Annotated in this window: 21 protein-coding genes; 14 read left to right on the forward strand and 7 right to left on the reverse strand. The window is 61.5% G+C overall.

Going from position 1 to position 24,363, the window contains the following annotated elements:
* From B0W55_RS14075 to gloB, 4 genes are all read right to left on the reverse strand, one after another.
* Positions 1–1,842, reverse strand: coding sequence for an extracellular solute-binding protein (locus B0W55_RS14075; protein WP_077046583.1), 1,842 nt, complete (start codon positions 1,840–1,842; stop codon positions 1–3).
* Entirely contained in the window at positions 1,839–3,647 is a 1,809-nt protein-coding gene (locus tag B0W55_RS14080; protein ID WP_371807269.1) for an extracellular solute-binding protein, read from the reverse strand. Before B0W55_RS14080 ends, B0W55_RS14075 begins: the two co-directional genes overlap by 4 nt.
* 327 nt (positions 3,648–3,974) lie before the next feature.
* A complete protein-coding gene (locus B0W55_RS14085; RefSeq protein WP_077046585.1) occupies positions 3,975–5,423 on the reverse strand; it encodes a transglycosylase SLT domain-containing protein in 1,449 nt (482 codons plus the stop codon).
* Between the two features lie 99 nt (positions 5,424–5,522).
* A complete protein-coding gene (gene gloB / locus B0W55_RS14090) occupies positions 5,523–6,290 on the reverse strand; it encodes a hydroxyacylglutathione hydrolase (RefSeq protein WP_077046586.1) in 768 nt (255 codons plus the stop codon).
* A 65-nt stretch (positions 6,291–6,355) separates the two neighbouring features.
* On the opposite strand from gloB, the gene B0W55_RS14095 reads away from it, so the two are divergent.
* From B0W55_RS14095 to B0W55_RS14115, 5 genes are all read left to right on the forward strand, one after another.
* Complete coding sequence (locus B0W55_RS14095) at positions 6,356–7,114, forward strand: methyltransferase domain-containing protein (protein ID WP_077046587.1); 759 nt, start codon at positions 6,356–6,358, stop codon at positions 7,112–7,114.
* 92 nt (positions 7,115–7,206) lie between these two features.
* Entirely contained in the window at positions 7,207–7,659 is a 453-nt protein-coding gene (gene rnhA / locus B0W55_RS14100; RefSeq protein ID WP_077046588.1) for a ribonuclease HI, read from the forward strand.
* Positions 7,660–7,724: 65 nt separating this feature from the next.
* A complete protein-coding gene (gene dnaQ / locus B0W55_RS14105) occupies positions 7,725–8,495 on the forward strand; it encodes a DNA polymerase III subunit epsilon (RefSeq protein WP_077046589.1) in 771 nt (256 codons plus the stop codon).
* 289 nt (positions 8,496–8,784) lie between these two features.
* Complete coding sequence (locus B0W55_RS14110) at positions 8,785–11,040, forward strand: Orn/Lys/Arg decarboxylase N-terminal domain-containing protein (RefSeq protein ID WP_077046590.1); 2,256 nt, start codon at positions 8,785–8,787, stop codon at positions 11,038–11,040.
* Between the two features lie 14 nt (positions 11,041–11,054).
* Positions 11,055–11,669 (forward strand): GNAT family N-acetyltransferase, encoded by a 615-nt coding sequence (locus tag B0W55_RS14115; protein ID WP_077046591.1) that lies wholly within the window; start codon positions 11,055–11,057, stop codon positions 11,667–11,669.
* On the opposite strand, the gene B0W55_RS14120 is transcribed toward B0W55_RS14115, so the two are convergent.
* A complete protein-coding gene (locus B0W55_RS14120; protein ID WP_077046592.1) occupies positions 11,635–12,528 on the reverse strand; it encodes a LysR substrate-binding domain-containing protein in 894 nt (297 codons plus the stop codon). The two genes, B0W55_RS14115 and B0W55_RS14120, sit on opposite strands and share 35 nt — an antisense overlap.
* A gap of 88 nt (positions 12,529–12,616) precedes the next feature.
* Positions 12,617–12,841: a hypothetical protein gene (locus tag B0W55_RS14125; protein ID WP_077046593.1), complete on the reverse strand. Its 225-nt coding sequence runs from the start codon at positions 12,839–12,841 to the stop codon at positions 12,617–12,619.
* 184 nt (positions 12,842–13,025) lie between these two features.
* On the opposite strand from B0W55_RS14125, the gene B0W55_RS14130 reads away from it, so the two are divergent.
* Both B0W55_RS14130 and B0W55_RS14135 read left to right on the forward strand, forming a co-directional pair.
* A complete protein-coding gene (locus B0W55_RS14130) occupies positions 13,026–13,586 on the forward strand; it encodes an NADPH-dependent FMN reductase (RefSeq protein WP_077046594.1) in 561 nt (186 codons plus the stop codon).
* Between the two features lie 148 nt (positions 13,587–13,734).
* Entirely contained in the window at positions 13,735–15,018 is a 1,284-nt protein-coding gene (locus B0W55_RS14135) for an arsenic transporter (protein ID WP_077046595.1), read from the forward strand.
* A 242-nt stretch (positions 15,019–15,260) separates the two neighbouring features.
* Here the strand turns inward: B0W55_RS14135 and B0W55_RS14140 are convergent, their stop codons facing one another.
* Positions 15,261–16,211 (reverse strand): DUF1853 family protein, encoded by a 951-nt coding sequence (locus B0W55_RS14140; protein WP_077046596.1) that lies wholly within the window; start codon positions 16,209–16,211, stop codon positions 15,261–15,263.
* Positions 16,212–16,323: 112 nt separating this feature from the next.
* Between B0W55_RS14140 and B0W55_RS14145 the strand changes: the two genes are divergently transcribed.
* The 7 genes from B0W55_RS14145 (at position 16,324) to B0W55_RS14175 (ending at position 24,358) form a co-directional block, all read left to right on the forward strand.
* A complete protein-coding gene (locus B0W55_RS14145) occupies positions 16,324–17,214 on the forward strand; it encodes an NAD(+) kinase (protein WP_077046597.1) in 891 nt (296 codons plus the stop codon).
* Positions 17,214–18,185 carry a metallophosphoesterase gene (locus B0W55_RS14150; RefSeq protein WP_077046598.1) on the forward strand — a complete coding sequence of 324 codons (972 nt, stop codon included), beginning with the start codon at positions 17,214–17,216 and terminating at the stop codon, positions 18,183–18,185. Before B0W55_RS14145 ends, B0W55_RS14150 begins: the two co-directional genes overlap by 1 nt.
* On the forward strand, positions 18,182–19,051 hold the full coding sequence (locus B0W55_RS14155) for a rhomboid family intramembrane serine protease (protein ID WP_077046599.1): 870 nt from the start codon (positions 18,182–18,184) through the stop codon (positions 19,049–19,051). The genes B0W55_RS14150 and B0W55_RS14155 overlap by 4 nt, the downstream gene beginning before the upstream one ends.
* Positions 19,052–19,083: 32 nt before the next feature.
* Positions 19,084–19,344, forward strand: a complete 261-nt coding sequence (locus B0W55_RS14160) for a YeaC family protein (protein WP_077046600.1) — start codon at positions 19,084–19,086, stop codon at positions 19,342–19,344.
* Positions 19,341–20,171, forward strand: coding sequence for a DUF2797 domain-containing protein (locus B0W55_RS14165; protein WP_077046601.1), 831 nt, complete (start codon positions 19,341–19,343; stop codon positions 20,169–20,171). Before B0W55_RS14160 ends, B0W55_RS14165 begins: the two co-directional genes overlap by 4 nt.
* A gap of 10 nt (positions 20,172–20,181) precedes the next feature.
* Positions 20,182–22,839 (forward strand): aminopeptidase N, encoded by a 2,658-nt coding sequence (gene pepN / locus B0W55_RS14170; RefSeq protein WP_077046602.1) that lies wholly within the window; start codon positions 20,182–20,184, stop codon positions 22,837–22,839.
* Between the two features lie 466 nt (positions 22,840–23,305).
* Positions 23,306–24,358, forward strand: coding sequence for a YCF48-related protein (locus B0W55_RS14175; protein WP_077046603.1), 1,053 nt, complete (start codon positions 23,306–23,308; stop codon positions 24,356–24,358).
* Positions 24,359–24,363 lie beyond the last annotated feature (5 nt).

The following is a 24,363-nucleotide window of genomic DNA, read 5'->3' on the forward strand; positions in this document are numbered from 1 at the left end:
TTACTCCGTGCCCGCAGGGTCGGCTTGCAATTTGGTTTCGATCTCTATGGCCGGCTTGGCGTCGGGCTTGACCCACCAGGTTGCCGTGCCAATGTCATATTTAGGCGAGACCTTGGGGTGGCCGATGTGGTTCCAGTACGCCACGCGCCAGGTCTTGATGTGCCAGTTGGGGATCACGTAATAGCCCCATTGCAGCACACGGTCCAGTGCCCGGGCATGGGCCACCAGGCTTTTGCGCGAATCGGCATTGATAAGCTGTTCGACCAACTGGTCCACCACCGGGTCCTTGAGGCCCATGGAATTGCGGCTGCCAGGCTTGTCGGCGGCCGCCGTCATCCAGAATTCGCGCTGTTCGTTGCCCGGCGAATTGGACTGCGGGAAGCTGCCGACGATCATGTCGAAGTCCCGGGAGCGCACGCGGTTGACGTACTGTGAGACGTCGACCCGGCGGATCACCAGGTCGATGCCCAGGTCGCTCAGGTTACGCTTGAACGGCAGCAACACACGCTCGAACTCGGTCTGGGCCAGCAGGAATTCGATGGTCACCGGTTTGCCGGTGGCATCGACCATCTTGTCGTCGACAATGCGCCAGCCGGCCTCTTGCAGCAACTGATAGGCCTTGCGCTGCTGGGTGCGGATCATGCCGCTGCCATCGGTGACCGGGTTCTGGAAGGCTTCAGTGAACACCTGCTCGGGAATCTTGCCGCGAAACGGCTCGAGGATCGCCAGTTGATCGGCATCCGGCAGGCCGGTGGCGGCCATTTCCGAGTTCTCGAAATAACTGCGGGTGCGCGCATAGGCGCTGTTGAACAGTTGCTTGTTGGTCCATTCGAAGTCCAGCAACAGGGTCAGGGCCTGGCGCACGCGCACATCCTGGAACACCGGACGGCGCAGGTTGAACACGAAGCCCTGCATGCCGGTGGGGTTACCGTTGGGGATCTGTTCCTTGATCAGCCGGCCTTCGGTGACGGCCGGAATGTTGTAGGCATTGGCCCAGTTCTTCGCGGTCATCTCCAGCCAGTAGTCGAACTGCCCGGCCTTGAGGCCTTCGAGCGCCACGGTGTTGTCGCGGTAGTAATCGGTGGTCATCACATCGAAGTTGTAGAAGCCGCGGTTGACCGGCAGGTCCTTGCCCCAATAGTCCTTGACCCGCTCATAGCGCACGGAGCGACCGGCCTTGACCTCGGTGACCTTGTACGGCCCGCTGCCCAGCGGCATTTCGAGGTTGCCCTTGTTGAAGTCGCGGTTCGCCCACCAGTGTTTGGGCAGCACCGGCAACTGGCCGAGGATCAACGGCAGTTCGCGGTTGTTGCTGTGCTTGAACTTGAACAGCACGGTCAGCGGATCTTCGGCGACCACGTCCTCGACGTCGTTGTAGTAGCCGCGGTACATCGGTGCGCCGTCCTTGATCAGGGTCTGGAAGCTGAACACCACGTCTTCGGCGCGCACCGGGTGGCCGTCATGGAACCGGGCCTCGGGCCGCAGGTAGAAGCGCACCCAATCGTTGTTCGGGGCTTTTTCGATCTTGCTGGCGATCAGGCCGTATTCGGTGAAGGGCTCATCCAGGCCCTGCTTGGCCAGGGTGTCGTAGATCAGGTCGACGTCGTTGGCCGACACGCCCTTGCTGATGAACGGGTTTAGGCTGTCGAAACCACCGAAGCCGGCCTGACGGAAGATCCCGCCCTTGGGCGCGTCCGGGTTGACGTAGTCGAAGTGCTTGAAGTCGGCCGGGTATTTGGGCGGCTCGTTGTACAGGGTCAGGGCGTGTTGCGGGGCGGCACAGGCCAGCCCGGCGAACAATAGGGCGCTGGCCTGCAACAGCAGGGCGCTGATGGGTTTCATCGATCTTTCTCCGAAGATTTCAACCACCACGCGCTCAAGCCCAGGGTGTAGGGCGGCGTGGTGACGAAGGCGAACCGGTTGCGGTACGCCAGGCGGTGATAATTGAGGTACCAGTTGGGAATGATGTAGTGCTGCCACAGCAGCACCCGGTCCAGGGCCTTGCCGGCGGCGACCTGGTCGTCCCGGGTCTTGGCCGCGAGCAATTGGTCGAGCAATTGGTCGACCACCGGGTTGGCGATGCCGGCGTAGTTCTTGCTGCCTTTGACCGTGGCCTGGCTGGAGTGAAAGTACTGCCACTGTTCCAGGCCCGGGCTGAGGGTCTGGTTGAGGGTCATCAGGATCATGTCGAAGTCGAACTGATCGAGGCGCTGTTTGTACTGGGCGCGATCCACCGTGCGCAGTCGGGCGTCGATGCCGATGCTGGTGAGGTTCTCGACGTAGGGCTGAAGAATACGCTCCAGGTTCGGGTTGACCAGCAGGATCTCGAGCCGCAGAGGCTGCCCGGCAGCATTCTGCAGGCGCTGGCCGTTGAGCTTCCAGCCGGCTTCGGCGAGCAGCGCCAGGGCCTGGCGCAGGGTGTCCCGGGGGATGCCCTGGCCTTGGGTCTGGGGCAGGCTGAACGGCTCGGTGAACAGTTTGGCGGGGAGCTGGTCGCGATAGGGCTTGAGCAGCAGCCATTCATGACCGACCGGCAGGCCGGTGGCGGAGAATTCACTGTTGGGGTAGTAACTCATGGCGCGTTTATAGGCGCCGCTGAACAGGGTGCGGTTGGTCCACTCGAAGTCGAACATCAGGCCCAGCGCCTCACGGACCTTGGTGTCGGCCAGCGTTGGGCGGCGGCTGTTCATGAACAGGCCCTGGGTCTGGGTCGGGATCTGGTGCGGGATCTGCGCCTTGATCACGTCGCCGCGACGGATCGCCGGGAAGTTGTAGCCGGTGTCCCAGTTCTTCGCCTGATGCTCGATATAGATGTCGAATTCACCGGCCTTGAACGCCTCGAACCCCACATCGCTGTCGCGGTAGAACTCGACTTCCATGCGATCGACATTGTATTTGCCGCGATTGACCGGCAGGTCCTTGCCCCAATAGTCCTTGACCCGTTCGAAGACGATCTGCCGTCCCGGCGTGACCGAGGTGATGCGATACGGTCCGCTGCCCAACGGCGGCTCGAAGGTGGTGGCCTTGAAGTCGCGGCCTTTCCAGTAATGCTGTGGCAGCACCGGCAACTCGCCCAGACGCAGGATCAGCAAGGGATTGCCGGCGCGCTTGAACACGAAGCGAATGCGTTGCGGATTGAGGATGTCGACCCGCAAGACTTCCTGCAGGCTGGTGCGGTACTGCGGATGGCCTTCCTTGAGCAGCAGGCGGTAAGAGAACGCCACGTCGTACGCGGTGATCGGCGTGCCGTCGTGGAAGCGCGCCTCGGGGCGCAGGTTGAACACCACCCAGCTGCGATCCTCGCTGTACTCGACCGACTGGGCGATCAGGCCATAGCTGGACGTCGGTTCATCGCCGGACGGCGCGTACTGGCCGGTGCCCACCATCAGCGGCTCGTTGAGCTCGTTGATGCCGTATTGCAGGAAGTTGGGCGTGGTGACGGGGCTGGTGCCCTTGAAGGTATAGGGGTTGAGCGTATCGAAGGTGCCAAACGCCATCACCCGCAACGTACCGCCCTTGGGCGCTTGCGGGTTGACCCAGTCGAAGTGGGTAAATCTGGCCGGGTACTTGAGCGTGCCGAACTGCGCATAACCATGGCTTTCGCTGATCGTCGCGCTTGCGGTGGAGCTCAAGGCCAGGCTGATCAGGAGCGAGAGGAGGGCACGCTTCAAGTAAGGAATCCGATCCAGGCGGCTTGGGCTTTGTGGCCCGTACAGTAACAGCTTGTATGGACAGGAAAAAGACGGGGAATTAATGCGTGGTCAATTGCCAATGAGAAAGGCCTGTCAAACCCATTCCGTGGCGAGGGAGCTTGCTCCCGTTGGGCTGCGCAGCGGCCCCTGCGTCTTCCAATCAAAGGGCATCCACCGGATTTACGACTGCAGTGCAGCCGAGCGGGAGCAAGCTCCCTCGCCACAGGAGCCATACCGGTTCTCAGCTTGCATTAAAAAGCCCCTCGATCGAGGGGCTCATTGTTAATGCGGGTTGGAGACGGTCAACATCTGTCCCGGCTTCAGCGCCTGGCCCACTCGGGGGTTCCAGCGCTTGAGGTGTTGCATTTCAACGTTGAAACGCTTGGCCACGATGTACAGCGAGTCGCCTTGCTGAACCTTGTATTTGGACTGCGGCTTTTTGGCGTCACCCTTGGTCCTGGCGTTGGCCGCCACCACGGTGTTGATGCGCCCGGAGCTACGCTTGCTGGTGTCCTGCATGACCAGTGTCTGGCCCGGCTTGAGGTTCTTGCCGCTGAGCTTGTTCCAGCGTTGCAGATCCTTGATATCGACGTTGTTGGCCTTGGCGATGGTGCCCAGGCTGTCACCGCGCTTGACCTTGTAGTTGCGCTTGACGCTCGCCACCTGAGTGTCGTCGGCGCCGTCGAATACCGGTTTGAGCGGCTTTTTGCTGATCAGCTCTTCCGGCCGCATGGTCTGCAGGCTGGTCGTCAGCAGTTGTGCCTTGGACGTCGGCACCAGCAGATGCTGTGGGCCGTCGATGGTGGTGCGCTGTTTGAACGCCGGGTTGAGCTGGAACAGTTCGTCTTCGTCGATGTTGGCCACCGCGGCAACCTTGGACAGGTCCATGCGCTGGTTGATTTCGACGACCTGGAAATACGGCTCGTTGGCGATCGGGTTGAGGTTCACGCCGTAGGCTTCCGGCGCCATGACCACTTGCGACAGTGCCAGCAACTTTGGCACGTAGGCCTGGGTTTCGGCGGGCAGCGGCAGGTTCCAGTAGTCGGTCGGCAGGCCGAGCTTTTCGTTGCGCTCGATGGCCCGGCTGACCGTGCCTTCGCCGGCGTTGTAGGCCGCCAGGGCCAGCAGCCAGTCGCCGTTGAACATGTCGTGCAGGCGGGTCAGGTAGTCCATCGCGGCGGTGGTGGAAGCGGTGATGTCGCGACGGCCATCATAAAAGCGGGTTTGACGCAGGTTGAAGTAGCGCCCGGTGGAGGGAATGAATTGCCAAAGGCCAACCGCATCGGCCCGGGAATAGGCCATGGGGTTGTAGGCGCTTTCAATCACTGGCAACAGCGCCAGTTCCAGCGGCATGTTGCGTTCTTCAAGGCGTTCGACGATGTAATGAATGTAGAGGCTGCCGCGTTCGCCGGCGTTTTCAAGGAAAGAGGGATTGCTGGCGAACCACAGGCGCTGCTGCTCGATGCGTGGGTTGACGCCCAGGCCGTCCTGCAACTGGAAGCCCTGGCGCATTCGCTCCCAGACGTCCTGCGGAATCTGCGGGCTCGGCTTTTCGCTGAGCCAGACGGGCTTCTGCTTGGCACGCGCGGCAATATTCGGAGTGTGCGTCGCTTCGGTTTGCGGCACATGGCTTGAGCAGCCCGCCAATGTCGCGGACACAGCCACCGCTATGGCTTGCGCCAGGCGGGTTAACGCGTCCGAACTGATGGCATTTCGAATGGATGACGACATTGGCTGGAAGTAAGTTCCGGGCAAAAATGTCGGGCGATTCTAGAAAGCGTACCCCCCGCGGTCAACCATTCATGGATTTCGCACCATCGTGCCAGTCCTTCAGAGCTTGTCTTTCCAGCCCCTGAGCGCCGCAAAAACCATATCGGGCGCAGAGTTATCGGTGCCGGTCCGTTCGTCCGCTTTTTCTTTAACGGATGTTTCGGCGGTGCGCAGGAATGGGTTCGTACGCTTCTCCAGGGCGATGGTGGAGGGCAACGTGATGACCCCGGCCTCGCGCTGGTCGATCACGTTGGCCAGGCGTTCGAGGGTGTCCTGATTGCCGGGCTCCACCGCCGCAGCGAAGCGCAGATTGCTCAGGGTGTATTCGTGGGTGCAGTACACCAAAGTGTCTTCGGGCAGCGCCGCGAGACGGGACAGCGAGCTATACATTTGTTGCGGCGTGCCTTCGAACAGGCGACCGCAGCCGGCGGCGAACAGGGTGTCTCCGCAGAACAGCAGGCCGTGGTGATAATAGGCAATATGCCCCAGGGTATGGCCGGGTACGGCGATGATTTCGAAGTCATGGCCCAGCACCTGGATACGGTCGTTATCCTTGAGCGCGATGTCCCTCCCCGGGATGGTTTCGCTGGCCGGTCCGTAGACCTTCGCGTCCGTCGCTTTCTTGAGCTGTTCGACGCCGCCGACATGGTCATGGTGGTGATGAGTGATCAGAATATCGCTCAATACCCAACCGGGATTCGCTTCGAGCCAGTCCTGGACCGGCGCGGCATCACCCGGGTCAACGACCGCGCAGCGGCGAGTGTTGGGGTCTTGCAACAACCAGATGTAGTTGTCGGTAAAGGCAGGCAGGGCACTGATCTGTATCATCGTCGGATTCGCCAAGCGGGAAACAATGGCGCATCTTAGAACTTCCTGGCGCGTTGGAGAATGCAATGACCGATAAAGCGTTCGCTCAAGCCGACCCTGACTGGCTCGCGTTGATCAGCGCGGCCCGTGAGTGGCTGTCCGGCCCACTGGGGCAGTTTTTGCTCGATGAAGAGCGGCGCATGCTCGAAGAGGAGCTTGGCCGCTTCTTCGGCGGCTATCTGGTGCATTACGGTCCGTCGGCCCAGACGCCGCCTTCGGCGCCGCAGGTGCAGCGCAATGTGCGCCTGGGGGCGCCGTTGCCGGGGGTCGAGATCGTGTGTGAGGAACAGGCCTGGCCCTTGAGCGAACATGCGGCCGATGTGGTGGTGTTGCAGCACGGCCTGGATTTCTGCCTGTCGCCCCACGGCTTGCTGCGCGAAGCGGCCAGCAGTGTGCGCCCGGGCGGGCATCTGCTGATCATCGGGATTAACCCCTGGAGCAGTTGGGGCTTGCGTCACGTATTTGCCCATGACGCCTTGCGCCAGGCGCGCTGCATTTCGCCGTCGCGGGTGGCCGACTGGCTCAACCTGCTGGGCTTCGCGCTGGAGAAACGCCGCTTCGGGTGCTATCGTCCGCCGCTGGCTTCCCCGGCCTGGCAAACCCGTCTGGCAGGTTGGGAGCGCATGGCCGGCCACTGGCAGTTGTCCGGCGGTGGCTTCTATTTATTGGTCGCGCGCAAGATCGTGGTCGGGCTGCGGCCAGTCCGCCAGGAGCGCCGCGAACCGATGGGCAAGCTGATTCCCTTGCCGATGGCCAAGGTCAATCGCCGCCGCATCGAACCGTAAACCTTCTTTTATATTTGCGGCCGGGGTTACCCCGGTCTCGGGCGTTGTCGATCCATGATCGACGAGCCAACGAATTTTCTGGATAGATTGGCATGAGCGATAGCGTAGAACTGTTCACCGATGGCGCCTGCAAAGGCAACCCCGGCCCTGGCGGCTGGGGCGCGTTGCTGGTCTGCAAGGGCGTCGAGAAGGAACTGTGGGGCGGCGAAGCCAACACCACCAATAACCGCATGGAGCTGCTCGGCGCCATCCGCGGCCTGGAAGAACTCAAGCGCCCCTGCGACGTACTGCTGGTCACCGACTCCCAGTACGTGATGAAAGGCATCAATGAGTGGATGGACAACTGGAAAAAACGCGGCTGGAAAACTGCCTCCAAGGAGCCGGTGAAAAATGCCGACCTGTGGAAACTGCTCGACGAGCAAGTCAATCGCCATAACGTCACGTGGAAGTGGGTCCGCGGGCACATTGGCCACCACGGCAACGAACGCGCCGACCAACTGGCCAACCGCGGGGTGGATGAAGTGCGCGGGTACAAGCAGGCCTGAAACACACAGTACCCGTGTTAATATCGCCGCTTTTTCAAGAATGACCCGTTGAGAGCTGAGCACTGATGGCCACCAGATCCGTTGTACTCGATACCGAAACCACCGGCATGCCGGTGACCGACGGCCACCGGATTATCGAAATCGGTTGTGTCGAGCTGATCGGTCGGCGCCTGACCGGCCGCCATTTTCACGTTTACCTGCAACCGGACCGTGAAAGTGATGAAGGCGCCATCGGCGTCCACGGCATCACCAACGAATTCCTGGTGGGCAAGCCGCGTTTCGCCGAGGTGGCCGAAGAGTTCTTCGAGTTCATCAAGGGCGCGCAGCTGATCATCCATAACGCGGCGTTCGACGTTGGCTTCATCAACAACGAATTCGCCCTGATGGGCCAGCACGATCGTGCGGACATCACGCAACACTGCACCATCCTCGACACCCTGATGATGGCCCGGGAACGTCACCCGGGGCAGCGCAACAGCCTCGACGCTCTGTGCAAACGCTACGGCGTCGACAACTCCGGCCGTGAACTGCACGGCGCCTTGCTCGACTCCGAGATCCTTGCCGACGTCTACCTGACCATGACCGGCGGCCAGACCAGCCTGTCCCTGGCCGGCAACGCCTCCGATGGCAACGGTTCGGGCGAGGGTGCAGACAACTCGGCAACGGAAATCCGTCGCCTGCCCGCCGATCGCAAACCGACCCGTATCATCTACGCCAGCGAAGACGACATGGCCCGACACGCGGCACGCCTGGAGATCATCAGCAAGTCCGCAGGGGCACCGGCGTTGTGGTTGCAATTGGCCGAGGCTGAAGCCGAGGCGCAAGCGCAGGCCTGAAGCGCAGTTCAAGAAGATTTTCTGTGGCGAGGGAGCTTGCTCCCGTCAGGTCGCGAAGCGGCCTCCGCGTTTGTTTCTGCAACACCGCATCTGCAGGTTGGTGACTGCTGTGCAGCCGAACGGGAGCAAGCTCCCTCGCCACAAGGATGGGCGCCGAATGAACTTTTTTGCATCAGCTTGGTGCATGCACCGGCCCGCTTCAGGGCATCACACTCGCCACATTCGCTCCAACCCTCTACCCTGAGGTGATTGGCAGGCTCTGGCTTGCCGCCTCAGGACACTGAGCCTCATGTATAAAGATCTGAAATTCCCGGTCCTGATCGTCCATCGCGACATCAAGGCCGACACTGTTGCCGGCGACCGCGTGCGGGGCATTGCCCGGGAGCTGGAACAGGAGGGCTTCAGCATCGTCTCGGCGATGGACTACACCGAAGGGCGCCTGGTTGCGTCGACTCACCACGGCTTGTCGTGCATGTTGATTGCCGCGGAAGACGCCAGCGCCCATTCTCATTTGCTGCAAAACATGGCCGAACTGATCGGTCTGGCGCGAGTGCGCGCACCCGACCTGCCGATCTTCGCCCTGGGTGAGCAAGTGACCCTGGAAAACGCCCCCGCCGATGCCATGGCCGAGCTCAACCAGCTGCGCGGCATCCTCTATCTGTTCGAAGACACCGTGCCATTCCTTGCTCGGCAAGTGGCGCGGGCCGCGCGCAAATACCTGGACGGCTTGTTGCCGCCATTTTTCAAGGCGCTGGTCCAGCACACCGCCGATTCCAACTATTCCTGGCACACCCCCGGTCACGGCGGCGGTGTGGCCTATCACAAAAGCCCGGTAGGCCAGGCCTTCCATCAGTTCTTCGGCGAAAACACCCTGCGTTCGGATCTGTCGGTCTCGGTGCCGGAACTGGGTTCGCTGCTCGACCACACCGGCCCTCTGGCGGAGGCCGAGGCCAGGGCGGCGCGCAATTTTGGCGCCGATCACACCTTCTTCGTCATCAACGGCACCTCGACCGCCAACAAGATCGTCTGGCACTCCATGGTGGCCCGCGACGACCTGGTGCTGGTGGACCGCAACTGTCACAAGTCGGTGTTGCACTCGATCATCATGACCGGCGCCATCCCCTTGTACCTGTGCCCGGAGCGCAACGAACTGGGGATCATCGGGCCGATCCCGCTGAGCGAATTCAGTCCGCAGTCGATCCAGGCCAAGATCGACGCCAGCCCGCTGACCAAGGGCAGGGCGCCCAGGGTCAAGCTGGCGGTAGTGACCAACTCGACCTATGACGGCCTGTGCTACAACGCCGAACTGATCAAACAGCAACTGGGCAACAGCGTCGAAGTGCTGCACTTCGACGAGGCCTGGTACGCCTACGCGGCGTTCCACGAGTTTTTTGCCGGCCGTTACGGCATGGGCACGTCCCGCACCGAGGACAGCCCGCTGGTGTTCACCACCCATTCCACTCACAAGCTGCTGGCGGCCTTCAGTCAGGCGTCGATGATCCACGTGCAGGACGGCGGCGCCCGACAGCTCGACCGTGATCGCTTCAACGAAGCGTTCATGATGCACATCTCCACGTCGCCGCAGTACGGCATCATCGCCTCGCTGGACGTGGCCTCGGCGATGATGGAAGGCGGGGCCGGGCGTTCGCTGTTGCAGGAAATGTTCGACGAAGCCTTGAGCTTTCGACGGGCGCTGGCAAACCTGCGGCAACACATTGCAGCGGATGACTGGTGGTTTTCCATCTGGCAGCCACCGTCGGCGGAGGGCATCGACCGGGTGGTGACGCAGGACTGGCTGCTGCAACCGCAACATGACTGGCACGGCTTTGGCGAAGTGGCCGACGATTATGTCTTGCTTGATCCGATCAAAGTCACCTTGGTCATGCCGGGCCTGACTGCCGGTGGCGCCCTGAGCGAACGCGGTATTCCCGCGGCCGTGGTCAGCAAGTTCCTCTGGGAGCGCGGGCTGGTGGTGGAGAAGACCGGGCTGTATTCGTTCCTGGTGCTGTTCTCCATGGGCATCACCAAAGGCAAATGGAGCACGCTGCTCACCGAGTTGCTGGAATTCAAGCGCAGTTACGACGCCAACGTCAGCCTGGCGGCCTGCCTGCCGTGCGTGGCGCAACAGAATGTCACACGTTATCAGGGCATGGGCCTGAGGGATCTGTGCGATCAATTGCACGCCTGCTATCGCAGCAATGCCACGGCCAAACACCTCAAGCGCATGTACACCGTGCTGCCGGAGATCGCCATGAAGCCCGCCGATGCCTACGATCAACTGGTGCGCGGCGATGTTGAAGCGGTGTCGATCGATGCCCTGCAAGGGCGAATCGCCGCCGTGATGCTGGTACCGTATCCACCGGGCATTCCATTGATCATGCCGGGCGAGCGCTTTACCGAGTCGACCCGCTCGATCATCGATTACCTGGCGTTTGCGCGGACCTTCGATAGCAGTTTTCCAGGATTTGTGGCCGATGTGCACGGCTTGCAACACGAAGATGAGGGCAATGGGCGGCACTACACCGTCGATTGCATCAAGGAATGAGGACCTTTCCCAGCATGCAACCCGTCATGAATCCGAATCACCCGGGGTTGTCGGTGCGCGTTGCCGACGAAGGCTTTGCCCCCTACATCTGGGGCAGCGATTTCAGTTTTGAGGTGGCGGCCTACGGCACACCGGAAATCGGCCGGTCGGTGGAGCAGTGGCGGGTGACTCCGATCACGCCTTACCGCAAATGCTACGGCATCGATCCGGAAGAATTCAGCAGTTTTCGCGACGCGCCCGACAGTGCGATTTTCATGGCCTACCTGGACGACGAGCCGGTGGGCCACCTGGTGATCAGCACCAACTGGAACGGTTTTGCCCATATCGACGAGCTGGCGGTGCATGCCCCGGCACGCCGTCACGGGGTGGCCAAGGCGTTGCTGGATGTGGCTCAGTTCTGGAGTCGCAAGAAGAAACTTCCCGGCATCATGCTCGAGACCCAGAACAACAACCTCGGCGCGTGCCGTCTGTATGAGCGCTGCGGTTATGTGATCGGCGGCATTGACCACATGCGCTATCGCGGCATCGACCCCAATACCGCCGAGGTGGCGCTGTTCTGGTACCGCGTGTTCGATAATCCGCTGGAAAACCCGATCAGCTCGCCATCATCGCCGCGGCTCGTTCCGTGATGATGTCCAGCAGGGTGTTGACGCCGGGCGAAGACTCGGCGTTTTTCAGCGTCAGGGCGTAGACGCTGATCGGCACGGCGGGGGACAGCGGGCACGCGTCAAGCCCGGCCGCTTTGGCGCCCAGGGCGGTGAACGGATCGACGATCGCCAGGCCTTCGCCGGCCTCGACCATGCTGCGCATCATCTGATGAGTCTGCACCCGTGTCTGGATCACCGGCGCCGGGCGCAGCGCGTGCAGTTTGTGCTCAAGGGCCGGGCTCAGGGGGTCATGACCTTCAAGTCCGACCATCGCTTGCCCCGCCAGGTCCTGCAGCGAGATGTACTTCTGTTTCGGTTGAAGCCAGCCATGGGGCGCCAGCAGTTGCAGCTTGCCCTGGGCAATGACCTGGCAGTGGATCTCGGGACGATCCGGATCGTGCAGGCTCAGCCCCAGGTCACTTTCGCGCAGCAACAGGCTCTTGACGATCTCGCGGGTGGGTTGGCTCAGGAGGGTGCAGGGCGCGTCCGGCAGGCGGCGACGCAGGGCGGCGATGCTGTGCGGCAGCAACTGCTGGGCAAGGGGCGGGGTACAAATGATGCGCAAAGGCGGCGCCAGATATTGCCGCAGACTGCTGGCCAGGCGTTGCACCGGCTCTAACGCGTCGTAGACGGGGGTGATGGCAACTTGCAGTTCCCGCGCTTCACGCGTGGCCTGCAAACGACCGCGCACGCTGGAGAACAGCATGAAACCCAACTGATCCTCGGCCTCGCGCAATATCCGTTCGACCTCGGTCACGGGCAACTGCAACCATTCGGCGGCGGTGCCCAGGTGACCGGTCTGCAAGAGCGCCTGGATCACTTCGATATGGCGTAAACGCATGCGTGAAGTCCATGTTCAGCAGGTGAAGGAGTCAGTGCCTGAATCCTAACCCAAGTCTGCGCATATGACTTCTGCTCATAACGGCGAGTTATGAAGCGACAAGCGATTCCGGTTCGCGGGTGAGGGTAACGCCCGACTGGACCAACTGAAACTCGTTGTCCGCCAGCTTGTTGACGCGGTCGCCAATGGCCAGTTTATAGGTGGTGACCGTGGTGCCGTCCGCCGATGGCGTGGAATCCTGGAACTCATGCACCGAATAAATGCGGCCTTCTGCGTCTCTTGCATGAAACTGACCGACGAGTACTGCTGCCATCTGCTTAGAACCTCTGGAGATAAAACGCTGGGGTGTGCGGTTTTTGTAGACCGCTGCCCGGCACGGTAAGTTTTCCTACAAATAAAAAATAATCAGCACGCGGATATACCTACGTTCACTGGCTCAATCGTCGTCTGATCATCTATAACTACAGGCTCCCCCTACAGACAATCGAGAGTCTTCCATGAGCAATGTCTATAACGTCGCCGTAGTGGTCGGCAGCCTGCGCAAAGCATCGATCAACCGCAAGGTTGCCCTGGCGCTGGCGGATCTGGCGCCGGCCAACCTCAAGCTGACGATCGTCGAAATCGCAGACCTGCCGCTGTACAACGAAGACATCGATGGTGCTTCACCGCCGGCAGCCTACAGCACTTTCCGCCAACAAGTGAGCTCATCCGACGCAGTGCTGTTCGTAACCCCGGAATACAACCGTTCGATCCCGGCCCCGCTAAAAAACGCCATTGACGTCGGCTCGAGGCCCTATGGCCAGAGCGCGTGGAGCGGCAAGCCAGGCGCTGTGATCAGTGTGTCTCCGGGAGCCGTCGGCGGGTTCGGCGCCAACCACCACCTGCGCCAGTGCACGGTGTTTCTCGATATCCCGATGATGCAGCAACCGGAAGCCTACCTGGGCGGCGCGGGTTCGGCGTTCGACGAGGCCGGTCAGTTGTCCGAGTCGGTGCGGCCGTTTTTGCAGAAATTCATCGATGCCTACGGGAAGTGGGTCGAGCAACATAAAAAAGTCTGAAAAAATCCTGTAGGAGCACGGCCTGCTCGCGATAACGTTGTCTGATTCAACATAAATGTTGAATGGGGCACTGCCATCGCGAGCAAGCAGTGCTCCTACAGTCATTTTCAGCCGTTGCTACGCGATTTGATTCCCTCTAAGGATACCCATGCTGTTAGCGTCACTGATTTTCCTGCTGACCATCACCCTTGTGATCTGGCAACCCAAAGGCCTCGGCGTTGGCTGGAGCGCTGTGTTCGGCGCGGCGCTGGCGCTTGTTTTCGGCGTGGTACACCTGACCGACATTCCCCTGGTGTGGCAGATCATCTGGAACGCCACCGGTACCTTTATCGCCCTGATCATCATCAGCCTGCTGCTCGACGAAGCCGGGCTGTTTGCCTGGGCCGCGCTGCATGTGGCGCGGTGGGGGCGAGGTAATGGGCGCAAGTTGTTCGCTTATATGGTGCTGCTCGGCGCACTGGTTTCGGCGCTGTTCGCCAACGACGGTGCGGCGTTGATCCTCACGCCAATCGTGATCTCCATGCTGCTGGCGTTGCGTTTTTCCAAGACGACGACCCTGGCGTTCGTCATGGGGGCCGGGTTTATCGCTGACACCGCGAGCCTGCCGCTGGTGGTGTCGAACCTGGTGAACATCGTCTCCGCAGATTTTTTCCACATTGGTTTCAATCGCTACGCCGCGGTGATGATCCCGGTCAACCTGGTGAGCGTGGCGGCGACCCTGGCGGTGCTGATGTGGTTTTTCCGTCGCGACATTCCCAAGGCTTACGACCCTGAACAACTGGAACATCCGCAAACCGCCATCCACGACAAGGCGACGTTTTATGCCGGCTGGGCGGTGCTGGTGATTCTGCTGTTGGGTTGTTTTGCGCTGGAGCCACTGGGCATCCCGATCAGCGCGATTTCCGCGGTGTGCGCGGCCTTGCTGCTGGCCATCGCTGGCCGTGGCCACAAAATCTCCACGCGCAAAGTGATGAGGGGCGCACCGTGGCACATCGTGATCTTTTCCCTGGGGATGTACCTGGTGGTCTACGGCCTGCGTAACGCCGGGCTCACCGGGTATCTGGCCGGCTGGCTCAACGGCTTCGCCGACTATGGCGTGTGGGGCGCTGCCATGGGCACCGGGGTGCTGACGGCGCTCTTGTCATCGATCATGAACAATTTGCCAACGGTGCTGATCGGCCTGTTGTCGATCGATGCCAGCCAGGCGACGGGTGTGGTGAAGGAGACCATGATCTATGCCAACGTCATCGGCAGCGACCTGGGGCCGAAAATCACCCCGATCGGCAGCCTGGCGACGCTGTTGTGGCTGCACGTGCTGGAGCGCAAGAGCATTCATATCGGCTGGGGGTATTACTTCAAGGTCGGGATCGTGTTGACGGTGCCGGTGTTGTTGGTGACGTTGGCGGCGTTGGCGTTGCGGTTATCCATCTAGACCGAGTTGGCCCCTTCGCGAGCAAGCCCGCTCCCACAGTAGTTTTGTGTTGGTCATGGTTTTTTTGGTGGACCCAAAACCATTGTGGGAGCTGGCCTGCCAGCGATGGCGGTGACGAATGGCAGGGGGGAAGACAGTGGCTCCCACAGCCTTTTTGAGTTGGCCATGGATTTTGTGAACGACCCAAAACCCCTGTGGGAGCGGGCTTGCTCGCGAAAGGGCCTGACCAGCCACCCCAAGACTCAACCCTGCCCCGGCACATCCGGCCACAGATCCGCCACCAGAAACAACCGCTCCGCCTCTTCCCAATCACCCTCGGCATTTTCCGTCAGGCGCACCAGCAACTGCGCGGGCGCCAAAGGCGACAACTCAGTCAGCCAAGCCTCCAACTGCCCGGCACTCCAGGCCTGATCAGCCGGATAGTGCGCCGGTGCCAGCCAGGCGTGGCGGGGCAGGGGTTGCCAGCGCCCCGCTGGACTCCGTTCGACAAACTCAAGCCAATCCTTTTGATGCAGCCAGCGCCCACGCAAGTGCTGCGGGTGTGCGCCCGCCGGCGATGCCGCTTGCCCGGGCCAGGGGTAGAGCAGATAACCACCGAGCCACAGATGCGCGCTCAAATGCTGGATATCCAGCGCCGCCAGCACCTCGCGGCTTTCGGGGCGGGCGGAAATCGGCAGTTGATGCTGGCTCAGGTGCGCCAACTTGCGGTCCAGTCGATCGTGGCAACCCGGGCCCAGCCACTGCGCGGCGTCGCACCCGTCGCCGCTTTGCGGGCCGAGATACAGCTTGATCGCCAGTTCCAGGTGATGCACACCGTCGCGGTCCCGCAGCAGCATGTCCAGCTCGCCCAAGGTGTGGCCTTCGCGGCGGATCGGCATGTTGGCGGCGATCAACTCCACGCCTGGGGCATGTTCGACGGCAAATTGCCACAGCCGCTCGTAGTACAGGCCCAGGCGCCGGGTTCTGGCCTGGGACAGCCAGTGCAGCAGGCCGTAGCTGTCCTGGTCCAGCCGGCGCAGCCACTGCTCCAGACGCTCCGGGGCCTGCACCCAGTCGCTGCCGGCCAGCGGATGGCGTTGCGGCCAAGGGGTGTCGACAAGCATCGGCGGTGCCAGGATGACCCACGCCAGGTCGCGCACTTCGGGGTGGCGCAACTGGTGGGGTAACTGCGATAAATCTGGAAATAGGATCATCTTGCGAGCATAGCCTCAAACAGGAGTACATCCCTGGCGCTGAAAGGATTTTGTCTATCCCCCGGTTTCGCCCATAATCGTGCCTTTCGCCGTCGCAGAGTTTAGGGACCCCATGGAGCAATTTCGTAATATCGGCATCATCGGACGCCTGGGCAGCTCCCAGGTGCTGGATACCGTCCGCCGACTGAAACGGTTTCTGCTCGATCGTCACCTGCATGTGATCCTCGAAGACACCATCGCCGAAGTCCTGCCGGGCCACGGCCTGCAAACCTCGTCGCGCAAGATGCTCGGCGAAGTGTGTGACATGGTGATTGTGGTCGGCGGTGACGGCAGCCTGCTCGGCGCGGCCAGGGCGCTGGCCAGGCACAATATTCCGGTGCTCGGCATCAACCGGGGCAGCCTGGGGTTTCTCACCGACATCCGCCCCGATGAGCTGGAGCTCAAGGTCGCCGAGGTGCTCGACGGCCACTATCTGGTGGAAAACCGCTTCCTGCTGCAGGCCGAAGTCCGGCGCCACGCCGAAGCCATCGGCCAGGGCGATGCGCTCAACGACGTGGTCCTGCACCCCGGTAAATCCACGCGGATGATCGAGTTCGAGCTGTACATCGACGGCCAGTTCGTCTGCAGCCAGAAGGCCGACGGCCTGATCGTCGCCACGCCGACCGGTTCCACGGCCTACGCGCTGTCCGCCGGTGGCCCGATCATGCATCCCAAGCTCGACGCCATTGTAATTGTGCCGATGTACCCCCATACGTTGTCGGGTAGACCGATTGTGGTCGATGGCAACAGTGAGCTGAAAATCGTCGTGTCCAAGGATATGCAGATTTACCCGCAAGTCTCGTGTGACGGCCAGAACCACTTTACCTGTGCGCCCGGCGACACCATCACCGTCAGCAAGAAGGCCCAGAAGTTGCGGCTGATCCATCCGCTGGACCACAACTACTATGAAGTCTGCCGGACCAAGCTCGGCTGGGGCAGCAAGCTGGGCGGTGGAGGCGACTGATGCTCGATCCCGCGCGTAGCTACGACCTGATCGGTGACGTGCACGGTTGCGCTCTGACCCTTGAGCATCTGCTCGACCGGCTCGGTTATCACAAACACGGCGGCGTCTGGCGTCATGCCTCGCGCATGGCGGTGTTCGTTGGCGACATCATCGACCGCGGCCCGCGGATTCGCGAGGCGCTGCACATTGTCCATGACATGGTCGAGGCCGGTCAGGCGCTGTGCATCATGGGCAACCATGAGTTCAACGCACTGGGCTGGGCCACGCCGGCGCTGCCGGGCAGCGGCAAGCAATTCGTGCGCGAACACACCCCGCGCCATGCCCGTCTGCTGCATGAAACCCTGACCCAATTCGAAAACCATCCAGGTGATTGGCACGACTTCCAGCAATGGTTCTATGAACTGCCGCTGTTCGTCGACGCCGGGCGTTTCCGGGTGGTGCATGCCTGTTGGGACGCCGGCCTGATCGAACCGCTGCGGGCGTTGTTCCCCAATGGTTGTGTCGATGAGCATTTCCTCCAGGAATCGGCCATGCCCGGCAGTTTTGCCTCCACGGTGTTCGATCGCCTGCTGCGTGGCACCGACATGCGCCTGCCCCATGGCCTGACCATGACCAGCGGCGACGGTCTGACCCGTTCGTTCTTCCGTACCAAATTCTGGGAAGATGACCCGCAAACCTACGGCGACATCGTGTTCCAGCCCGACGCGCTGCCCGATCCGGTGGCGCAGACGCCGCTGTCGTCCAGCGAGAAAAACAACCTGCTGCGTTATGGCATCGACGAACCCTTGCTGTTTGTCGGCCATTACTGGCGCAGCGGCAAACCGGCGCCGATTCGCCCCAACCTGGCCTGCCTGGACTACAGCGCCGTGCTCTACGGCAAACTGGTTGCCTATCGACTGGACCAGGAAACGCGGCTCGATCCGCATAAATTCGTCTGGGTCGATGTCGAGCGGCCAGAGGTGTTGCAATGAGTACGGTGGCGGTATTGCGCCTGCCCTTGGCGGTGGACCTGAGCGGCTTCGTGCAATTGCTGCGGCGCATGCAGGTGCCGCACCGGGTCAGCGAAGAGGCGGGCGAGCAGGTGCTGTGGGTGCCGGACAACATCAGCGAAGACGTGCGCGCGTTGTACGAGCGCTTCCCGGCGGGCGATCCGGATCAGCAACTGGATATCCCGGCGGCGCAAACCGTCAAGCGGCCAGGCTTCCTCCAGCAGGTGCGCTATGCCAGGGCAACGGCCGCGGTTTTGTTGCTCAGTGCGCTGGTCGGCGCCTTGACCATGCTGGGCGATAATTTCAGCACGATGCACTGGTTTACCTTTCTCGATTTTCGCGTTGTCGGCGAGTACCTTCATTTCCGGCCCCTGGGTGACAGCATGGCGGCGGGGCAGTGGTGGCGATTGGTCACACCGATGCTGATTCACTTCGGCATCCTGCACCTGGCGATGAACGGCATGTGGTACTGGGAGCTGGGCCGGCGCATCGAATCGCGCCAGGGCAGCATCAACCTCATCGGCCTGACCCTGCTGTTCAGCCTGGTTTCCAACTACACCCAATACCTTTTCAGTGGCCCGAGCCTGTTTGGTGGCCTGTCCGGCGTGCTCTACGGGCTGCTCGGGCATTGCTGGATTTTCCAGCTGTTGGCGCCGAACGCCGCCTATCGCCTGCCCAAAGGGGTGCTGGTGATGATGCTGGTGTGGTTGCTGCTGTGCCTGTCCGGGCTGGTCTCGATGATCGGCTTCGGGCAAATCGCCAACGCGGCCCACGTCAGCGGGTTGCTCGTCGGATGCTTGACCGGCCTGTTGGGTGGTTTGTACAACCGCCGTAAACTGGCCGCCTGAACCCGTTATGTATTAAAGGATGCGCAGAACCCATGTCCACTTTTAACGAAATGATCAAGAACATCACCCCGGATATCTACCAGAGCCTGAAACTGGCGGTGGAAATCGGTAAATGGTCCGACGGTGGCAAGCTCACCGCCGAGCAGCGTGAATTGTCGTTGCAGGCGATGATCGCCTGGGAAATCCAGAACCTGCCCGAAGAAGAGCGCACCGGTTACATGGGGCCTCAGGAGTGCGCGTCGAAGTCGATCCAGGTACCGAATATCCTGTTCAAGTCGGATGCCATCCATTGATCGAGATTGGCCGCGGTGCAATCAGCAAAATGTCGGCACGCCTGGACGGGCCGAACGTGCAATACGCATTTCGTCTGGGCGATGCCGAGGTTCCGGTCAATCCGTTGATCGGCACCACGGTGCGCCTGGAGTACCTGGGGGCGATCCACTGCACCCATTGCGGACGCAAGACCAAAACCAGTTTCAGCCAGGGTTACTGCTACCCCTGCATGACCAAGCTGGCCCAGTGTGACCTGTGCATCATGAGCCCGGAACGCTGCCATTACGACGCCGGCACCTGCCGCGAGCCGGAGTGGGGCGAGAAGTTCTGCATGACCGATCACGTCGTCTACCTGTCCAACTCTTCCGGGGTGAAGGTCGGGATAACCCGCGCCACCCAGTTGCCGACCCGCTGGATCGATCAGGGCGCCAGTCAGGCGTTGCCGATCATGCGCGTCGCCACCCGTCAGCAATCGGGCTTCGTCGAAGACCTGTTCCGCAGCCAGGTCGCCGACAAGACCAACTGGCGTGCCTTGCTCAAGGGCGATGCGGTTTCGGTGGATCTGCCCGCCATTCGTGACCAGTTGTTCGAGAACTGTGCCGAAGGCCTGCAAGGGTTGCAGGAGCGATTCGGCCTGCAGGCGATCCAGACGATTGCCGATGTCGAGCCCTTGGAAATCCGCTACCCGATCGAGCAATACCCGGCCAAGATCGTCAGCTTCAACCTGGACAAGCAACCGATTGCCGAAGGCACGTTGATGGGGGTCAAGGGGCAGTACCTGATCTTCGATACCGGCGTGATCAACATTCGTAAATACACGGCCTACCAACTCGCCGTGCATCGTTAAGGATTCCAGCATGCGCACCGAACAACCGAAGATGATTTACCTCAAGGACTATCAGGCACCCGAGTACCTGATCGACGAAACGCACCTGACCTTCGAGTTGTTCGAGGACCACAGCCTGGTCCATGCGCAACTGGTGATGCGCCGCAACCCCGAGCGTGGCCCGGGGCTGCCGCCGCTGGTGCTGGACGGCCAGCAACTGGACCTGCTGTCGGTGACCCTGGCTGATCGCGAGCTTGGTGAATCCGACTACCAGTTGACCGAGAACCACCTGACGCTGCACCCGACCAGCGCCACCTTCACGGTCGACACCAGCGTGCGCATCCATCCGGAAACCAACACGGCGCTGGAGGGCCTGTACAAGTCCGGCACCATGTTCTGCACCCAGTGCGAGGCCGAAGGCTTCCGCAAGATCACCTATTACCTCGACCGCCCGGACGTGATGAGCAAGTTCACCACCACCGTGGTGGCTGAACAGCACAGCTATCCGGTGCTGCTGTCCAACGGTAACCCGATCGCCAGTGGTCCCGGCGAAGACGGCCGGCACTGGGCCACCTGGGAAGACCCGTTCAAGAAGCCGGCGTACCTGTTCGCGCTGGTGGCCGGTGACCTGTGGTGCGTCGAAGACACGTTCACCACCATGACCGAGCGCACCGTGGCGCTGCGCATCTACGTCGAGCCGGAAAACATCGACAAGTGCCAGCACGCCATGGACAGCCTGAAGAAGTCCATGCGCTGGGATGAAGAGGTGTACGGCCGCGAGTACGATCTGGACATCTTCATGATCGTCGCCGTGAACGACTTCAACATGGGCGCCATGGAGAACAAGGGCCTCAATATCTTCAACTCCAGCGCCGTGCTGGCCAAGGCCGACACCGCCACCGACGCCGCGCACCAACGGGTCGAGGCCATCGTCGCCCACGAATACTTCCACAACTGGTCGGGTAACCGCGTGACTTGCCGCGACTGGTTCCAGTTGTCGCTCAAGGAAGGCTTCACGGTATTCCGCGATTCGGGCTTTTCCGCCGACATGAACTCGGCCACGGTCAAGCGCATCCAGGACGTCGCCTACCTGCGCACCCACCAGTTCGCCGAAGACGCCGGTCCCATGGCCCACGCCGTCCGGCCGGACAGCTTCATCGAGATCTCCAACTTCTACACCCTGACCGTGTACGAGAAGGGCTCGGAAGTGGTCGGCATGATCCACACCCTGCTCGGCGCCGATGGCTTCCGTAAAGGCAGCGACCTGTACTTCGAACGCCATGACGGCCAGGCCGTGACCTGCGATGACTTCATCAAGGCCATGGAAGACGCCAACGGTGTCGACCTGACCCAGTTCAAGCGCTGGTACAGCCAGGCCGGCACACCGCGTCTGGCGGTGAGCGAGTCCTTTGACGCGGCGGCGAAAACCTACAGCCTGACCTTCCGCCAGAGCTGCCCGCAAACCCCGGACAAGGTGGAAAAACTGCCGTTCGTGATCCCGGTCGCACTCGGCCTGCTCGACAGCAAGGGTGGTGAAATTGCCCTGCGTCTGGCCGGTGAAGCGTCGGCACAAGGCACTTCTCGGGTGATTTCGGTGACCGAGGCCGAGCAGACCTTCACCTTCGTCGACATTGCCGAACAACCGCTCCCTTCGTTGCTGCGTGGCTTCTCGGCGCCGGTGAAACTGAGCTTCCCGTACAACCGCGACCAGTTGATGTTCCTGATGCAGCACGACAGCGACGGCTTCAACCGCTGGGATGCCGGCCAGCAACTCTCGGTGCAGGTGCTGCAGGAGCTGATTGCCCAGCAGCAGAAGGGCGAGACACTGGTGCTCGACCAGCGTCTGGTGTCGGCTCTGCGCACGGTGTTGTCGGATGAATCGCTGGATCAGGCAATGGTCGCCGAAATGCTCTCGCTGCCAAGCGAAGCCTACCTGACCGAAATCAGCGAAGTGGCCGATGTCGACGCCATTCACATCGCCCGCGAGTTTGCCCGCAAGCAACTGGCCGATGCGTTGTTCGAAGGCCTGTGGCTGCGTTACCAGGCCAACCGCGACCTGTCGAAGAAAACCCCGTACGTGGCCGAAGCGGAACATTTCGCCCGTCGTGCGCTGCAGAACATCGCGCTGTCGTACCTGATGCTCAGCGGCAAGCCCGAAGTGCTGGCGGCGACCCTGGAACAGTTCGACGCCTGCGACAACATGACCGAGCGTTTGACCGCGCTGGCGGTGCTGGTCAATTCGCCGTTCGAGGAGCAGAAAGCCAAGGCCCTGGCCGGTTTCGCCGCACACTTCAGCGACAACCCGCTGGTCATGGATCAGTGGTTCAGCGTTCAGGCGGGCAGCACCTTGCCGGGCGGCCTGGAACGGGTTCGCCAGTTGATGCAGCATCCTGCGTTCAACCTCAAGAACCCGAACAAGGTCCGCGCGTTGATTGGCGCGTTTGCCGGGCAGAACCTGATCAACTTCCATGCGGCGGATGGCTCCGGGTATCGCTTCCTGGCGGATCTGGTGATCGAGTTGAACGGCTTCAATCCGCAGATTGCTTCTCGGCAGTTGGCACCGCTGACGCGCTGGCGCAAGTACGACACTGCGCGCCAGGCGTTGATGAAAGGCGAGCTGGAGCGGATTCGGGCTTCGGGGCAGTTGTCGAGCGATGTGTTCGAGGTGGTAAGCAAAAGCCTGGCCTGAGTTGAAAGGCTCCTGCAGGGTTCACCGCGAACCCTGCAGGAGCGAGCTTGCTCGCGATGGACGCGGGCACACCGCGGGGTATCAGGTTTCCCGCGTCATCGTTGACGACCATCGCGAGCGCGCTCGCTCCTACAGTGGATTGGGTGCAATCGCAGCATCCTGGGCGGCCGGCAGGCTGCCTCGCCGACGTCACCGAAAAACCGGATACGCACACCAACCCCCGAAACCCAAATCACCCCACCAAATATCTCATCATTCAGCCCAACCACATCCCCCCACGGTTAACAAAAGATAACGTGCCGTCGATTGTCAGCCCTTCAAAAACACCGATAGGATAAGCCAGCTTCCGAAGGGGCTCTGGATTGCGGGTTTCAGGACTATGCTCTGAAACAGGTGGTCCGGACGAGCACCCTGTCGGCGCCCTGAAAAGGTTGAAGGACCTGACAATAATAATGGGGGAAGATCTATGAGTGAGCCTGTCATGGGTGTGGGTACTTGCCGCCCGCCGGCACTGCGCAAGTTCGCGTTGCTGGCTACAGCGCTCTCGCTGTTGGGCTCTGCCGTGTGGTCGGCATCCGTGCTGGCGGCTGATGCGCCGGCAGCCGACGTCGTTTATTCCGTTGAATCGCCCAAGGCCAGCAAAAGCCTGGTCCTCGATGTCGTCCACGCGGGCAAGCGCCTGGTGGCGGTCGGGGATCGCGGGCACATTCTGTATTCCGATGACCAGGGCACGACCTGGACCCAGGCCAAGGTGCCAACCCGGCAACTGCTGACCTCGGTGTTCTTCGTCGATGACAAGCACGGCTGGGCCGTCGGCCATGATGCGCAAATCCTCGCCAGCGAGGACGGCGGCGTCACCTGGACCAAGCAATTCGAAGACCTCAAACGCGAATCGCCGCTGCTCGACGTCTGGTTTCAGGACGCGAGCAACGGCTTTGCCGTGGGCGCCTACGGTGCGTTGCTGACCACCACCGATGGTGGCAAGCACTGGGAAGACGTCAGCGATCGGCTGGACAACGAAGACCAGTACCACCTCAACGCCATCACTGCGGTCAAGGACGCCGGCCTCTTCATCGTCGGTGAGCAGGGCAGCATGTTCCGCTCCGCTGATTGGGGGCAGACCTGGGAAAAACTCGAAGGCCCGTACGAAGGTTCGCTGTTCGGTGTGATCGGCACCGCACAACCCAACACTCTGTTGGCCTATGGCCTGCGCGGCAATCTGTTCCGCTCCACGGATTTCGGCAGCACCTGGGAACCCGTCGAGCTCAAGGCCGAACGCGGTGCCCTGGAATTCGGCCTGTCCGGCGGTACGTTGCTTGAAGACGGTTCGATCGTGATCGTCGGCAACGGCGGTTCGGTGATCAGCAGCAGCGACAACGGCGAGACGTTCACCGTCTTCAACCGTCGCGACCGGATTTCCATTTCCTCGGTGGTCGGTGCCGGCAACGGCAATCTGATCCTGGGTGGACAGGGCGGCGTTCGCGCCACTTCGCCAAACGGCGCCGAGCTGGGCAAATGAGCCAG

Source organism: Pseudomonas sp. KK4 (assembly GCF_001984065.1).
Lineage (GTDB): Bacteria > Pseudomonadota > Gammaproteobacteria > Pseudomonadales > Pseudomonadaceae > Aquipseudomonas.